This is a genomic window from Paraburkholderia sp. PAMB 6770 (assembly GCF_057748135.1).
Genome location: NZ_CM173238.1, coordinates 574388 through 589757 on the forward strand (window position 1 = coordinate 574388; position 15370 = coordinate 589757).

The 15370-nt window shown below is 65.0% G+C and carries 12 protein-coding genes, 1 tRNA gene, 1 pseudogene and 1 riboswitch; of the genes and pseudogenes, 6 read left to right on the forward strand and 8 right to left on the reverse strand.

The features are described from left to right. Nucleotides 1-256: 256 nt before the first annotated feature. Complete coding sequence (locus AC3AP7_RS02775; protein WP_475765798.1) at nucleotides 257-1408, forward strand: exonuclease domain-containing protein; 1152 nt, start codon at nucleotides 257-259, stop codon at nucleotides 1406-1408. Here AC3AP7_RS02775 and AC3AP7_RS02780 read toward each other — a convergent pair. Both AC3AP7_RS02780 and AC3AP7_RS02785 read right to left on the reverse strand, forming a co-directional pair. Continuing rightward, nucleotides 1405-2001, reverse strand: a complete 597-nt coding sequence (locus AC3AP7_RS02780; protein WP_475765796.1) for a chorismate mutase — start codon at nucleotides 1999-2001, stop codon at nucleotides 1405-1407. The two genes, AC3AP7_RS02775 and AC3AP7_RS02780, sit on opposite strands and share 4 nt — an antisense overlap. 157 nt (nucleotides 2002-2158) lie before the next feature. Further along, nucleotides 2159-2308, reverse strand: coding sequence for a hypothetical protein (locus AC3AP7_RS02785; RefSeq protein ID WP_475765794.1), 150 nt, complete (start codon nucleotides 2306-2308; stop codon nucleotides 2159-2161). 274 nt (nucleotides 2309-2582) lie between these two features. On the opposite strand from AC3AP7_RS02785, the pseudogene AC3AP7_RS02790 reads away from it, so the two are divergent. Continuing rightward, nucleotides 2583-3057: pseudogene (locus AC3AP7_RS02790) on the forward strand (IS3 family transposase); the annotation flags it as partial. 110 nt (nucleotides 3058-3167) lie between these two features. Here AC3AP7_RS02790 and AC3AP7_RS02795 read toward each other — a convergent pair. Beyond that, nucleotides 3168-4348 (reverse strand): IS3 family transposase gene (locus tag AC3AP7_RS02795; protein ID WP_475764380.1). Its coding sequence is split into 2 segments (ribosomal slippage): nucleotides 3168-4096 and nucleotides 4096-4348, totalling 1182 coding nucleotides; the frame shifts between segments, so codons are not numbered across the junction. A gap of 282 nt (nucleotides 4349-4630) precedes the next feature. On the opposite strand from AC3AP7_RS02795, the gene AC3AP7_RS02800 reads away from it, so the two are divergent. The 3 genes from AC3AP7_RS02800 (at nucleotide 4631) to AC3AP7_RS02810 (ending at nucleotide 7887) form a co-directional block, all read left to right on the forward strand. Continuing rightward, nucleotides 4631-5131 carry a DUF3304 domain-containing protein gene (locus AC3AP7_RS02800; protein ID WP_475765792.1) on the forward strand — a complete coding sequence of 167 codons (501 nt, stop codon included), beginning with the start codon at nucleotides 4631-4633 and terminating at the stop codon, nucleotides 5129-5131. 566 nt (nucleotides 5132-5697) lie between these two features. Then, on the forward strand, nucleotides 5698-6261 hold the full coding sequence (locus AC3AP7_RS02805) for a DUF3304 domain-containing protein (protein ID WP_475765790.1): 564 nt from the start codon (nucleotides 5698-5700) through the stop codon (nucleotides 6259-6261). A 21-nt stretch (nucleotides 6262-6282) separates the two neighbouring features. After that, nucleotides 6283-7887 carry a T6SS phospholipase effector Tle1-like catalytic domain-containing protein gene (locus AC3AP7_RS02810; protein WP_475765788.1) on the forward strand — a complete coding sequence of 535 codons (1605 nt, stop codon included), beginning with the start codon at nucleotides 6283-6285 and terminating at the stop codon, nucleotides 7885-7887. A gap of 236 nt (nucleotides 7888-8123) precedes the next feature. Here AC3AP7_RS02810 and AC3AP7_RS02815 read toward each other — a convergent pair. The 3 genes from AC3AP7_RS02815 to pepN all read right to left on the reverse strand — a co-directional run bounded on the left by AC3AP7_RS02815 (nucleotide 8124) and on the right by pepN (nucleotide 12145). Continuing rightward, nucleotides 8124-8199 (reverse strand) — tRNA-Thr (locus tag AC3AP7_RS02815). Between the two features lie 54 nt (nucleotides 8200-8253). Next, on the reverse strand, nucleotides 8254-9270 hold the full coding sequence (locus tag AC3AP7_RS02820; protein ID WP_475765787.1) for a class 1 fructose-bisphosphatase: 1017 nt from the start codon (nucleotides 9268-9270) through the stop codon (nucleotides 8254-8256). A gap of 175 nt (nucleotides 9271-9445) precedes the next feature. Further along, complete coding sequence (gene pepN, locus AC3AP7_RS02825; RefSeq protein ID WP_475765785.1) at nucleotides 9446-12145, reverse strand: aminopeptidase N; 2700 nt, start codon at nucleotides 12143-12145, stop codon at nucleotides 9446-9448. A gap of 179 nt (nucleotides 12146-12324) precedes the next feature. Here pepN and AC3AP7_RS02830 point away from each other — a divergent pair, with 179 nt between their 5' ends. Beyond that, the gene (locus tag AC3AP7_RS02830) at nucleotides 12325-13002 is read left to right on the forward strand and encodes a DUF4136 domain-containing protein (protein ID WP_475765782.1); all 678 of its coding nucleotides are present in this window, start codon (nucleotides 12325-12327) and stop codon (nucleotides 13000-13002) included. A 27-nt stretch (nucleotides 13003-13029) separates the two neighbouring features. Here the strand turns inward: AC3AP7_RS02830 and AC3AP7_RS02835 are convergent, their stop codons facing one another. Next, nucleotides 13030-13602 (reverse strand): TMEM165/GDT1 family protein, encoded by a 573-nt coding sequence (locus AC3AP7_RS02835; RefSeq protein WP_475765781.1) that lies wholly within the window; start codon nucleotides 13600-13602, stop codon nucleotides 13030-13032. A 57-nt stretch (nucleotides 13603-13659) separates the two neighbouring features. Further along, nucleotides 13660-13821: riboswitch (yybP-ykoY riboswitch) on the reverse strand. 201 nt (nucleotides 13822-14022) lie between these two features. Continuing rightward, nucleotides 14023-15366, reverse strand: coding sequence for a guanine deaminase (guaD, locus tag AC3AP7_RS02840; protein ID WP_475765779.1), 1344 nt, complete (start codon nucleotides 15364-15366; stop codon nucleotides 14023-14025). Nucleotides 15367-15370 lie beyond the last annotated feature (4 nt).

The window sequence follows — 15370 nt, forward strand, 5'->3', positions numbered from 1 at the left end:
CCGGCAGGATTTTCCGGCTATCCGTACGATGAAGACTCATTTAAATCAGTAGATCAGTCCGTGTTATTTTCTGATTTCAATTGGGGAAAATACGGAATCGATGCGGGTCGCGCACCGAAAGCAGCCGGGCAAATCGCCTCGGGCGTCGGTTATCCGAAAAGAAACGTGCCCGAAGGTCAGCCGGCGCCCGGGAGTGTGCAACCCGCCGCCGCAACTGATGCATACTTGGCGGATACCCGCTTCTGATGCTCTTCTCATGCCCGAACCGTTTTTGCAGAAACCCGCTATCGACGTGCCGATTGCCTTTGTGGATCTCGAAACCACGGGTGGAACAGCCGGCCAGCATCGCATCACCGAGGTCGGTGTCGTGGAGGTGGGGCCCGATGGCGTGTCGCGTTGGAGCACGCTGGTCGATCCGCAGCAATCCATTCCGCCTTTCATCCAGCAACTAACCGGTATTACCGACGCGATGGTGCGTGGCGCCCCCACGTTCGGCGCGATCGCGCCCGAACTGTACGAGCGGCTGAGCGGAAAGCTCTTTGTGGCGCACAACGCAAGTTTCGACCATGGGTTTCTGCGCAGCGAGTTTGGCCGGGTCGGACTGGCGTTCAACCCGGATGTGCTGTGCACCGTGCGCCTCTCGCGCGCGCTGTTCCCGGCGGAAAAGCGTCACGGGCTCGACGCGCTCGTCGAGCGCCACGCGCTGGTGCCGTCCGATCGTCACCGGGCGCTCGCCGACGCCGATCTGCTCTGGCAGTTCTGGCAACGTCTGCATGCGCTGGTACCGGATGACGTGCTGCGCGGCCAGATCGAGCGCACGATGCGCCGCTACCGGCTGGCCGGCACTATCACGGAGGACCTGCTCGATACCGCGCCGGCCGGGTGTGGCGTCTACGCGTTTTTCGGCGAAGACGGCGCGCCGCTTTACGTCGGCCGCAGCGTGCGGGTCCGTCAGCGTTTGCGTGCGCATCTGAGCGGCGAACGGCGCTCGTCAAAGGACGTGCGTCTCGCGCAGCTGGTGCGGCGCGTCGAGTGGCTCGCAACCGGCGGCGAAATTGGCGCCATGCTGGCCGAGGCGCAGTGGATAGCCACGCTGCGTCCGGCGCAGAATCGCGTGCCGCGCGCCGTGCGCGGCCTCGTGGGCGAGGCGGCCTGGCCGTTTGGGGGCGCGGTCGCCTTCGAGGAGCGCGACCCGCGCGCACCCGCGCGGGTATTTCATGTGATCGACCGTTGGCGCTATCTCGGCCAGGCCGCCACGCTCGCGCAGGCGGAGGCATTATGCGTCGCGCAGCAAACGGGGGCATTCGAGCCTGCGACGTGCAGGATCATGCAGATGCAGCTCGCGCGCGGTTTGCGCGTGGTGCCGCTCGCGACGAGCGCCACCGCGGACGCCGTGACCGCTGCCTAGCTGGTCGCGCCGACGCCGCCCGTCGCGCAGACGTGTCCCAGCGCATGCGCGAGCGCGTCCGAGCGCGATGAGTCATAGCGCGTCAGGTTTTTCCAGTTGGCGAGGCTGCCGGCAACGCGCATCGGGCAGTCCGGCGCGTCGCGCAGCGTCTGCACGCGACTCAGTGCTGCGATCATCAACGGCGTCAGGCGATCCAGTTCAGGACGGATCTGGCTGGCGAGGTCGGGCGCGGCGCCCGTCGGCGCAGCCGTGCTGCGCCACTGGTCGAACAGCGCGTGTTGCACTTCCTTGCTTGCGTCGATCTGGTCCTCGAAGAACGCGTGGGCGAACGCGGGATCGACCTGCGCCGAGGCCGCGCGCTTTTCGACGCCGGCGAGCAGGGCGGCTTCGCGCGGCGCATCCGTGATCGGCTTGTGGTGCGCCCACTTCCAGCGCGCGACCGGTTCGGCGAGCGCGAGGCGTTGCGAGACGAGGGAGATCAGATTCGTGAGCGCGGTGTCGCCGCTATCCGCGACCGCACCCGGCGTGGCACAGGCAAGCGCGGCGGACAGTGCGAGCGCGCAGCAAACTGGATGACGTAGCGGAAAACGCATGGAGGCAGGTCGGCGGCCGACGGGAGCGCGGAAGGTCGCAGCATACCCGATCGAGCCCGATGTGCGCGAGCGCGCATTTTTGTGGCGAAACGATGCCGCTTCCCGTGACGGGACATCTGGCGCGTGCGTTGGCGCGCACCCGAAGAGGGCGGCACGCTTACTTCTGCTCGCACGCCTTGCGCTGTTCGTCAAAGAACGCGCGTACGTGTTCGGGCAACTCCGCGCCGAGGAATTCAACGCCCGCCGGTTCCGGATCCGGGCTGAACACCTTGTCCGGGGAGGGAATCTTGGGCGGTTTGGCATCCATGGTGTTTCTCCTTTACGGAATCATTATCTGCCACAGTCGCTGTCTGGCACCAGCGGGACCGGGCGGCAACATTCGTTTTCAAAGCGCCTTTGTTGCTTTAACGGTACAGCGCGCACTTCGGTTGAATCGCCGAATAAAATTTAACGATTGCTTACGTCTGATTCGGCTGAATGGTCTGCATCTGGTCTTACGCGTCGACGGTCCGCGTGTGAGCGCAGCGGGTCTTGGCGAGCGCGGCGCGGACACGTTGGAGCAGCGCGGGCGCAACGACATGGCGACGATGAGCTCGAACCACAACTTGCTGATCGTGCCGGATCTGTTGGAGCGCAACTTCACGGCCACAGCGCCGCATCGGGTCTGGACGAGTGACATTGCGTATGTGGGGACGGCCGAAGGCTGACTGTATCTGGCCGTCATAATCGACCTGCCCAACTGGCAGGGGTGGGCTGGTCGATGCAACAGCCTATGACGGCCGAGCGGGTCACGGACGCGCTGCGCATGGCATGGTTCCGGCGCCGCCCCGAAGCCGGCGTGATTTCGCAAGCGACCGGGGCAGCCAGTATTGCAGCGGACTCTTCCAAGACGCGCTTAAGGCGCACGGCATGCGTTCGTCGATGAGCTGGCGTGGCGATTGTTGGAATAATGCGCTGACCGAAAGTCTGTGGGGTTCGCTGAAGGTTGCACGACTGCACGGTCGGCACTTCGCGACGCGGCGTGCCGCGATGGATGAAATCGTCGACGGGCCTGGCCAGCCGGGCCAACCCCTTGAACATTCCTGCTGGCACGACGACGAGCCAATAGCAGAGCCGCCCTTGGACGGTGAGGTTCCCTCGGTTTTTCGCCTTCCAGAGGCCCCGGGTTATGCAGCCGTTTCCTTTGTTCGCTGAGCCGCAAGCCAGTTTTGCATGAACTGGGTTGGCGACACGAAGCCGAGTGATGAATGACGACGACTGCGGTTATAAAACACTTCAATGTATTCGAACAAGTCCGCCACGGCTTCGCGATGCGTGCGATACCTCGTGCCGTGTACCCGCTCGTTCTTCAGGCTGTTGAAGAAGCTTTCTGTCGGCGCGTTATCCCAGCAACTGCCTTTGCGGCTCATCGAGCAGCGCATGCCGTACGAGTTCAGCTTGCGCTGGAATTCTTGACTCGCGTATTGACTGCCTCTGTCCGAGTGATGCAGCACGCCGGGCGCGGGCCGGCGGCGGAACCATGCCATCGTCAGTGCATCGGTCACAAGGTCCGCCGTCATGCGCGGCTTGACGGACCAGCCCACGACTTCCCGGTTGAACAGGTCCAGCGTGACGGCCAAATACAGCCAGCCTTCGTCCGTCCAGATGTACGTGATGTCCGACGTGAACACCTGATTGGGCTCGGCCGGCGTGAAGTTGCGGTTCAACACGTTCGGCGCGACCGGCAGTTTGTGTCGAGAATCGGTTGTCACCCGATAACGGCGCTTGTGGCGGGCTCGAATACCGTTGTTGCTCATCAGCCGCTCCACCCGTGCTTTGCTGGCTGGAAAGCCGCGAGCGCGAACCTCCTCAGTCATGCGCGGCGAGCCGTAGGCGCCCTTGTACTGAGCGTGAATCGTCCGAATCAACGTGAGCAACTGCGCATCGGTCAGCCGCTGACGCTCGGGCGTGCCGCCGCGCTTCCAGGCTCGATAGCCGTTCACGCTGACATCAAGGACCTCGCACAACGCCGACAGCGGATAGTGCCGGCACTGCGTGTCAATCCAGGCGTACTTCACAGGAGGTCCTTCGCGAAGAACGCCGCCGCTTTTTTTGCGATTTCCAGCTCCATCTGCAAGCGCTTGTTCTCCGCTCGAAGGCGCGAGAGCTCCATCTGTTCTGCCGTGACGACCTTCGCCCCGGCGCCGTTCAGCTTGCCGGCTTCGGACGCCTTGAGCCAGTTGCGCAGCGTCTGCGTCGACATACCCAATTCGCGGGCCACGGCGCTCACGCCTTGCCCGTCCTTGACTCGTTGCACGGCAGCTTCCTTGAACTCTGCCGTGTACACCTGGTGCGGTACCTTGAACATTTCTTCTTTCCTTCCTTTGGGTCGAGTTTATACACGACCTGCTGGAAGGCGAAAATTCAGGGGAAGCTCACGGCTTTTGCATTTGTGTGGGCCAGCGGCATTGTGTCTTGACAATAGTTTGCAAAATTTCGGACTGCGTGAGATTGCCGTTATCTAGCTGATTAGCTATCAAGGTGGGCGCACTTCAAGTCTGAAGATAGTGCGGCCCACCGCCGCCGCTTGCCTGCCAACAATCCACAAAAAGGAAAATCGACCATGCCGGGAGTCCGGAAAGGCCATTCTGTGTATCTCTTCATCGCTGCCCGTTCGCTGGCGGCATCCCGGTGCACCGCGGCACTGGCGGCTGGTGCGGTGATCGCACTGTCGGCATGCGGACATGCGTTGCCCGATGACCCCTTCGCCAGCGAAGGCCAGGCGATGGCGATGGTGCCGATCAATCACACCGACCGGTACGCGGTCAATATTTTCGTGGACAAGTACTGGGCTGGAGATGTAACGCACCAGTCAGGCGGCGGCGCCGCTGCCTGCTGCTATCCGGGGCTGAAGGACTGGAAACAGCCTGTGACGGTCAGGTGGACCTGGGGCTGGGAAGAAGATCCCAGGACGAAGGCCGTAACGATGCCGGACGCACCGCACACGGTCGTTACTCACTTCCCCTCCAGTGGCCCACACAACGACCCGGACCCAGGAAAAGACGATGCCTACGTCTGCGTGATCCTGCGCGACCTCAACACGGTGGAACTGGAGTTCTCGCCGTCAGCGTCTGGCTGTGCCGACAAATAACCACAGAGGAATCCTTACCCTGCCGCTTCTGATCCCGTCGAATCACCCCTTTCCCTTGTGGCGAAACAGGCCACGCACTGCTTTCACTCCCCTGAGCAGCAGTACGCGAATCTACCGCGCAGGCGCGTCATCGCAGACCGGATGCACACGGCGTTCGCGCTGGGTTCACCCCGGCACGCCGAGGCCAGAACGTGCCTCACCAACCCGAGAATCGGGCTCGAGATGGTCCGGGACCAGACGCGCGGCGCGAAAGGGCATCGCAGGCTGGATCGTTTCCTCCTTGAGGTAATCCGGTGACGCGTAGACAAGGACGGATGGGCACAACCTGTCGAGGCGGCGCGGGAAAGGCGTGCCGCGCCTGAAGTCCTGATCCTGAAGATGGCGGGGGAAGCGCGGGCGGTCGATGGCGACGACGATGCAGTAGCGGTTTAGCTGTCGCCAGCTGCGCCGCCTCTTCGGCATAAATGACAAATTTTCGGACTGGTGGCGATTGCGTCTGTCCGGCCGCTCAGATATCAAGGTGATCCGACTTCAAGTCTGAAGATAGCGCGGCCTACCGCCGCCGCTTGCCTGCCAACAATCCACAAAAAGGAAAATCGACCATGCCCGGAGTCCGGAAAAGCCATTCTGCGTATCTCTTCATCGCTGCCCGTTCGCTGGCGGCATCCCGGCGCACCGCGGCACTGGCCGCTGGTGCGGTGATCGCACTGTCGGCATGCGGACATGCGTTGCCCGATGACCCCTTCGCCAGCGAAGGCCGGGCGATGGCGATGGTGCCGATCAATCACACCGACCGGTACGCGACCAGCATTTTCGTGGACAAGTACTGGGCTGGAGATGCCGATGATCACTCGGGCGGCGGCGCCGCTGCCTGCTGCTACCCAGGACTCAAGGACTGGCGTCAACCTGTCACGGTTCGGTGGACGTGGGGCCAAGAGTCTGATCCTCAAACCAAGGTCGTTCTAAAAAAGCGCGAGCATAAAACCGTCACCGCCTATTTCCCCTCCAGTGGCCCGCACAACGACCCGGACCCAGGAAAAGACGATGCCTACGTCTGCGTGATCCTGCGCGACCTCAACACGGTGGAACTTGCGTTTTCGCCGAACCGATCTGGCTGTGCCGACAAATAACCACACAGGAATCGTTAGGCTATGACTGTACGCCAGGCTGGTGCACCCGTTACGGACGAGGATCTTCGCAGTGCCGTGATGTTCGGTGGGATGAAAAAAATGCAGGAATTGTCTTCCCCCGCTAACAAGGCAGGCCCTATCTCGTTGAGAGATACCAAATGCCGCCTGTATCCCAAGCTCTCGTTTTTCTTCGACGGTAGCGGCAATAATCTTGACATCGACGAGCCGTTACAGCGCCTCTCGAACGTTGCCAAGCTTTATCGTGCCGCAACCAGCGATCAGAAAGGAAGAGGTGCTACCCCAACGTATATCCCTGGCGTGGGCACTCCATTCAAGGTGCCGAAGCTTGTGGGCTATACCGACAAACTATCGGACGACAAGGGCGGTGCACTGGGGCTGGGGCTGGGCAGTGGCGGCGAGATGCGTATCCAGTTTGCACTGGCCGAATTCTCGCGAATCCTCGAACTCGACTGGAGTTCGGCATCGTGGCGCTGCATGCAGTTTATCGATGTCTCGATCTTCGGCTTTTCGCGTGGTGCGACCGGGGCGCGGGCGTTTGTGCGGAGGTTGACTGAAAAAAAGTGCCAGCGCACGGACAGCGGCCTGATCTGGCAAGCCCCGAATGGAGAGCGCACGCCGGTACGGATCCGATTCATGGGGCTGTTCGATACGGTGGCGTCGGTGGGTGGCCCAACGCTGCATCTGGACTGGGCCAGCGAACTCGCGATACCGCCCGAAGTCGAGCGCTGCGTGCATTTCGTTTCGGCGCACGAGGTGCGCGAAGCGTTTCCGCTTGATTCGGTCCGCGTAGGCCGCCACTATCCCGCCCACTGCGAGGAAGTCGTTTATCCGGGTGTGCATTCGGATGTGGGCGGGGGATACGAGCCGGACGTACAGGGACGCAGCAACCTGCTGTCGCGCATCCCCTTGCGCCACATGCTGGCCGAGGCCATCCAGGCTGGAGTGCCAATGCGACTGCCGGAGAATTTGAGGGAAGACTGGCGAACAGATTACGAACTGCCGGACGACGACCCGGTGTCAAGCCTGTACCAGGGCTACATGGCGGCATTGCCGCCCGCAGACGGGGACGACGTCGAATCACTGATGCACGCGCATCGCCGCCTGAATTTCCAGTGGCGCGGAGCGGTGGAGCGTCAGCCCCGCGATACGCGCATTCTCGGGCGGCTGTATGGAAAGGTCAGTGCGGCGTGCGAAAGTGTGCGGCCCGCGACGGACGCCGACCATCCCGCGTGCAGCCCCGGCAAGTGGACCTATGACGTTCCACCGCATCCGGACGAGCAGGCCAGACAATTGTTGCGGGAGCAACGCAGACTGGTGCAACGGGTGGCATTCCTGCGTAACCCCATCGTGCGTCCCGCAAGCAACCGCGACTGGCCGCCGCCCGAGCCGCGCAACCGGACCGCCTATGAAGACCTGATCCTCAGCGCGTGGGATAACCGAGGCGCCTTGGCAGCCGCCGTTGACGGACTGCTGGCCGAACACGTCCACGATTCCGTTGCGCACTTCACTTCGTGGCCCTGTGCGCTCTATGACCCGCGGGGCCTGTATTGCGACGGCGAGAAGTACTATGCCGACGTTCGGGATCGCAGCGTCGAGACGGCGTGACGATGCCTCACGGGAACGTATTGTCTGCTAGCACATGCGCCGCTCACGCTTGCATCATCGGGCGGTGCTGCTGCACTCGATTGCAGTGAACCACGTGCCGCAGTAATGCCAGCGCGAAGGCGCGGCTGGCGGCGTTGATCAAATTTGCCTACACAATGCCTGCAGCGCCACAGAAAACAAAAATCAGAAAGCAAAAAGCCCAGTCGCAATGACTGGGCTTCAGTGCCTGAATCTTTTGGTGCCGGAAAGAGGAATCGAACCCCCGACCTTCGCATTACGAATGCGCTGCTCTACCGTCTGAGCTATTCCGGCATCAGAGAAACGAGATTATAGGGACTTCTTTGTTGCCTTGGCAAGTCCTCAAACTCAATTTTTTGCTTCCAGGTGGTAGCGGGTCACACGGTCGACTTCGTTCTTCGAGCCGAGGAACACGGCCACGCGCTCATGCAGGCTGCCCGGTTCGATTTCGAGAATGCGCTGCGTACCGTTGGTCGCCGCGCCGCCCGCCTGTTCGACGATGAAGGCCATCGGGTTCGCTTCGTACATCAGGCGCAGCCTGCCGGGCTTGTCCGGCGTGCGCTTGTCCGCCGGGTACATGAAGACGCCGCCGCGGTTCAGGATGCGGTGAACGTCGGCCACCATCGACGCGATCCAGCGCATGTTGAAATCGGCCTGACGTGGGCCTTCCTTGCCCGCCTTCAGCTCGCTGATGTATTGCTGGACGGGCGGGTACCAGTGGCGCTCGTTCGACGCGTTGATCGCGAATTCGCGCGTGTCGGCCGGAATGCGCATGTCGCTCTGCGTCAGCACCCATGAGCCGAGTTCGCGGTCGAGCGTAAAGCAGTTCACGCCGTTGCCGGTGGTCAGCACGAGCACGGTTTGCGGTCCGTAGACCGCATAGCCGGCCGCCACCTGCTTCACGCCCGGCTGCAGGAACGAGCCCTCGGTGGGCTGCTGGCCGTCCGGGCAGCGCAGCACCGAGAAGATCGTGCCGATCGACACGTTGACGTCGATATTCGACGAGCCGTCCAGCGGGTCGAACACCAGCAGGTATTCGCCCTTCGGGTAATTCGCCGGAATCGGGAAGAATGTCTCCATTTCCTCCGACGCCATGCCGGCCAGGTTGCCGCCCCATTCGTTGGCGTCGAGCAGGATCTCGTTCGACAGGATGTCGAGTTTCTTCTGCACTTCGCCCTGCACGTTTTCGCTGCCGGCGGTGCCGAGCGCATCGCCCAGCGCGCCTTTGCTGACGTGATAGCTGATCGCCTTGCAGGCGCGCGCGACGACTTCGATCAGCAGGCGCAGGTCCGCCGGCAGATTGTGGTTCTGGCGCTGCTGCTCGATCAGGTACTTCGTGAGGGTGGTGCGGCGTTGCAAAGACATGGCGAGGCTCCGGTATGGCGAATCAATGCAGCGATTTTACCCGTTCGTCCGCGTGCCTCCTGGCTTTTGCCAGGCGCCCGCAGCCGGCGGACAATGCGCCGCGGCCGAGCGAAGGGAAGCCGGCGTCGCGCGCCGGCGCGCCGCGGGACATGGCCTGTCCCGCGCGGCGAGGGGCTCAGGCGAGCGCCTTTTCGACGATTTCGCGCACGTCGCGCGACTGGGCCTGCGCGGCGACTTTTTCCAGCGCCGCGCGCATCTGTTCACGCAGCGCCGGCGTGAAGCGGCGCCACAGTTCGAGTGCCCGCGCGAGCCGGGCCGCGACCTGCGGGTTGAGCGCGTCGAGCGCGATCACCTGGTCGGCCCAGAATGCATAGCCGGAGCCGTCCGCCGCGTGGAACTGCGCGGGATTCGCCGAGCAGAAGCTGAAGATCAGCGAGCGCGCGCGGTTCGGGTTTTTCAACGTGAAGGCCGGGTGCTGCATCAGCGCGCGCACGGTTTCAATGACCGGACGCTGCGGCGTGCCGCGCTGCGTGGCCTGCAGCGCGAACCACTTGTCGATGACGAGCGGCTCCTGCTCGAAGCGCCGATAGAAGTCTTCGAGCGCGCGTCCGGCTTCGCCCTGCGCGCGCGCGTCGCCGGCGGCTGCGCCGAGCAGTGCCGACAGCGCGGCGGCGCGGTCGGTCATGTTGTTGGCGCCGTCATATTGCGCGCAGGCGAGGCGTACCGCGTCGGCCGGGTCGTCGAGTTCCGCGAGATACGACAGCGCGAGGTTCTTCAGCGCGCGCTGGCCGCTGGCGGCCGGCGTGGCTTCATAGGCGCCGGGGGTCTGATGCTGCGTGTAGACGTCGAGCCATTCCTGTTGCAGCGCCCGCGCGAGCCGCTTGCGCATGAACTGGCGCGCCGCGTGCACCGCAGCCGGGTTCGACTCGGGCATCTGCTCGGCGAGATAGGCTTCGGACGGCAGGATCAGCGCAAGCTCGCGAAATGCCGGCGACAGCGATGCGTCGCTCAGCACCCGCGCGAAGGCGTTCACGACGGCGTCGTCGAGCTGCAGCGGCAGGCCGCCGGCGGCGCGCCCGGCGAGCACGAGCAGCTCGCGTGTCGCGAGGCGCTGGCCCGCTTCCCAGCGGTTGAACGGGTCGCTGTCGTGCGCGAGCAGGAACGCAAGTTCGTCGGCCGTGTAGTCGTACTCGACGATCACCGGGGCCGAGAAGTTGCGCAGCAGCGACGGCAGCGGCGCTTCGTCGATATCGACGAACGTGAACGTCTGCTCGTCTTTCGTGAATTCGAGCACGCGCGTCGTGGCGGCCGCATCGGCCGGCTCGCCTTCGAGCCGCAGCGGCAGGTCCGCGCCGCGCCGGCCGATCAGGCCGAGCGCAAACGGAATCAGCAGCGGGCCCTTCTGCGTTTCGCGCGCCGCGGTTACCGCGTCGCCGTAGGTTTGCGCGAGCGTCACGCGGTACTGGCGCGCGGGGGCGTCGTATTCCGCCTTGACCGCGACGCGCGGCGTGCCGGCCTGGCTGTACCAGCGCTCGAACTGCGCGAGGTCGCGCCCGTTCGCGTCGGCCATCGCGTGACGGAAGTCGTCGCAGGTGACCGCCTGGCCGTCATGACGCTGGAAATACAGATCCATGCCTTTGCGAAAGCCGTCGCGGCCGAACAGCGTCTGGTACATCCGCACGACTTCCGCGCCCTTCTCGTAGACGGTCATCGTGTAGAAATTGTTGATCTCGACATAGCTCTCGGGCCGCACCGGATGTGCCATCGGCCCGGCGTCCTCGGCGAACTGCATTTGCCGCAGCACCCGCACGTCCTCGATGCGTTTGGTCGCGCGCGCGGCCTCGTCGGTTGCCCCGCCTGCCATGTCGGCCGAGAACTCCTGGTCGCGAAACACCGTCAGCCCTTCTTTCAGGCTCAACTGGAACCAGTCGCGGCACGTCACGCGATTGCCGGTCCAGTTATGGAAGTACTCGTGTCCGACGACCGCCTCGATGTTCGCGAAGTCGGTGTCGGTGGCGGTTTCCGGGTTCGCCAGCACGTACTTCGTGTTGAAGACGTTGAGCCCCTTGTTCTCCATCGCGCCCATGTTGAAGTCGCTCACCGCGACGATCATGAACCGGTCGAGATCCAGTTCGAGGCCGAAGCGCGCTTCGTCCCAGCGGATCGAGTGGATCAGCGAGGCCATCGCGTGCCGGGTCTTGTCGAGATCCTGCGGCTCGACCCAGACCTGCAGCAGCTTTTCCTTGCCCGACCCGGTCTTCACGCGCTCCTCGATGCACACCAGCTTGCCCGCGACCAGCGCGAACAGATAGCAGGGCTTGCGAAACGGGTCCTCCCAGCGCGCGAAATGGCGGCCGTCCGGCAGCTCGCCCTGTTCGAGCAGGTTGCCGTTGGACAGCAGCACCGGGCAGGCGGCCTTGTCGGCCCGCAGCGCGACCGTGTAGGTCGCCATCACGTCGGGGCGGTCGAGGAAGTAGGTAATACGGCGAAAGCCTTCTGCTTCGCACTGCGTGAAAAAGTTGCCGCCCGACACATAGAGCCCGGACAGCGTCGTGTTCTCGGCGGGCCTGCAGAGGCTCGTGAGCGTGAGCTCGAACTGGTCCGGCACGTTCTCGACCGTCAGCCCGTGCGCGTGCGCGCGCACCGCATCGTGCGGCGCGCCGTCGACGGCCGCGCTCACGAATTCGAGCTGCTCGCCGTGCAGGTCCAGATGCGCGTGGTGTGCGGCGTCCGGATTGCGGCGCACGCGCATCGTGTTCCTGACGACCGTGCGCTCGGGCACGAGATCGAATTCGAGTGCAACGGTATCGATCAGGAATGCGGGCGGCGTATAGTCGGCGCGGCGGATGACGGTAGGGGTTGCGGTGTCTGCCATGGCGGTCTGTCGGTAAGAGGGGGCGAGCCGGCTACGCATCGGGGCGCAGCCCGTCTGTCGAGCCATTGTACAAAGCCGCAGCCGCTCTGAGGGCCGAACTTTTTACGCGGCGCACGGGTCAGCGTATGATCGGGCCGCCGCGCCCGCGCGCGGCGATCTCACGTCAGAACGAGGAAATCATGAAATCAGACCGCTGGATGCGGCGCGCCGCGCTGGTGCTGGCTGCGCTCGGGGCGCTGCTGTCGGGCTGTACTCCGTATGTCACGACGCAGGTGACGGCGTTCTCCGACTGGAGCGGCAGCGACGCGAGCCGGACCTATGCGTTCTCGCGCGCCCCCGCGCAGCAGAACAGCCTCGAACAGGCGACCTACGAGCAACTGGTGGCGAACGCACTCGCGGCCGAGGCGTTCCGGCCGGTCGACGCGCACGACGCGCATTACCTCGTCGCGCTGTCGTACGGTACCCGGACCGGTTCGGTGAGCGTGTCGCAGCCGGTGTTTTACGGCGGCATGTGGTCGGGTCCGTTCTGGGGGGCGCCGCTCGATCCGTGGGGGCCGTTCGGGCCGTTTCCTCCGGCCTACGTCAGCCAGACCTATCCGGTCTACACGCATACGCTCGGCATTCGCTTTACCGACCGGGCGAGCGGCAAGGAGGTCTACAACGTGATGGCGCGCAATGCCGGCGGCGAGCCGTCGCTGGTCCGCGCGATGCCGTATCTGGTGCGCAGCGCGCTCGCGGATTTTCCGCTCGGCAACGGCGAGGTGCGCACCGTCAGGCTGCCCGTCGACCAACGCGGCGGACTGCCGGACGCAATGGCGGCGCCCGCCGCGCCGGCATCGGCACCGCCTGCGCAGTAGTCGATGCCGGGTGCGGCGCGCGCCGCGTCAGAAGCCGACGTTCAGCAGCGCGAGCGCCCCGAGCACGACGAACAGCACGGCGGCGATGCCGTGCACGAGCTTCGTCGGCAGCCGGTGCGCGAAGCGGTCGCCCAGCAGGATGGCGGGCACGTTGGCGATCATCATCCCGAGCGTGGTGCCGGCGACTACGCCGAAGAAGTCGTGAAAGCGCGCGGCGAGCGCGACGGTGGCGATCTGCGTCTTGTCGCCCATCTCGGCCAGAAAGAACGTCACGACGGTCGTGCCGAATACGCCGAGCCGCGTGCGGTTCGGGTTTGCTTCGTCGTCATCGAGCCGGTCCGGCACGAGAATCCAGAACCCCATCGCAATGAACGACGCGGCGAGCGCCCAGCGCATCACGGTCGGTGTGACGAGCGCGCCGAGCCACGCGCCCAGCGCACCGGCGCCGGCGTGATTGACGAGCGTGGCGGTCAGGACGCCGAGAATGATCGGGAGCGGTTTGCGGTAGCGGGCCGCGAGGACAAGCGACAGGAGCTGCGTCTTGTCGCCGATTTCGGCGAGCGCGACCGCGCCGGTTGAAATCAGAAAGGCTTGATTCACGATGGACTGGATTCCCCCGGGCCAGACAGGTGCGAGCGACGACCCACGACGCGCCGGGCCCTTGAGCGGCGGTAGTGGATCATCGGTCTCGCCAGGCCAGAGGCTGCGCCTGCCATGGCCGCGAAGGCCAAGTGTGTTGACAGGCGCCCCCGCGCGTCGCGGGCGTCCGGTGCGGGACGCCGATGGAGCGCGGGGCGGCTACTCCCCAATGAGGGCCGGAGTATAGCATGCACGCAGGCACAGGCACATCCCGGACGCCGTCCCCGAGCGGCCTTGACCGAGCGTAACTGAGCGCTGCAACTGGGGGGCTGCAACCGAGTGGCTGCAACCGAGTGGCCGCAACCAGGCGGCTGCAACTGGGCGGCTGCAACTGGGCGCCCGTCCCCGGGCGCGGCTGCGCAGCGGTGCCGAAAGCCCGTCCTACGCAGCGACCTTTGCCTGCGCCGCGCCGCGTTGCGCGGCGTCGCGCCGGTGCACGCACCGGCCGGCGGCGTAGGTCGCGAACACCGCGCGGTCGTCGCCGAGCAGCGCAAACGCGAACAGCAGTTCTTCGAGCGATTCGGTGCGCGCGGTGCGGCGCGCGAGCAGCGGCGTCGACTGCGGGTCGAGCACGACGAAGTCGGCTTCGGACTGCGCGGCGAGCGTGCCGACCCGGTCGGCCAGATCGAGCGCTTCGGCCGCGCCGGCGGTGGCGAGCCAGAACATCCGGGTCGCGCTCAGGTGGTGGCCGGTGAGGCGCGCCACCTTGTGCGCCTCGTTCATCGTCTGCAGCATCGAGAACGACGTACCGCCGCCGACGTCGGTCGCGAGCGCGACCGGCATGCCGGCTTCGGCGGCCTTGTCGAAATCGAACAGGCCGCTGCCGAGGAACAGGTTCGAGGTCGGGCAGTGCGATGCGACCGTGCCGGTTTGCGCCATGCGCGCGCGGTCCTCGGCATCGAGGTAGATGCAGTGTCCATAGACCGCGCGCCGGCGCAGCAGGCCGTAGTGATCGTAGACGTCGAGGTAGCTGCGGCGCCCCGGAAAGAGTTCGGCGACCCACTTCACTTCGTCGGTGTTTTCGGCGACGTGGCTCTGGATGAAGATGTCCGGATGCTCGCGTGCGAGCACGCCGCACGCCTCGAGCTGTGCCTCGGTCGAGGTGGGCGCGAAGCGCGGCGTGAGCGCGTACATCTGGCGGCCGCGTCCGTGCCAGCGGCCGATCAGCTCGGCGCTGTCGTCGTAGCCGGACTGCGCGGTGTCGCGCAGGAACTCGGGGCAGTGGCGATCCATCAGCACCTTGCCCGCGGCCATGCGCAGGTTGCGCGCCTCGCTCTCCGCAAAGAACGCATCGGCGGACGCCTTGTGGACCGTGCAGTAGACGAGCGCGGTCGTCGTGCCGCAGGCGAGCAGTTCGTCGAGGAAGAAGCTTGCGGTCTCTCGCGCGCGCGCCGGATCGGCGAAGCCGCGCTCGGTGGGGAACGTGTACGTGTCGAGCCAGGGCAGCAGGCCCGGCGCGGGCGACGCGATCATGTCGGTCTGCGGATAGTGAATGTGCGTGTCGATGAAGCCGGGCACGATCAGCTTGTCGCGCATCTCCTCGACCGGGGTGCCGGGCGGGAGCCGCGGCGCGAGCGCCGCGTAGGCGCCCGTCGCGACGACCTTGCCGTCTTCGACGATCAGAAGGCCGTCTTCGTGGAAGACGGCTGCGTCCGCCGCGTGCGCCGGGTCGCCGGTAAAGGTCAGCAGTTGCGCGCGGAAAGCCGACTGGGTCGATTGAGTCATGAGA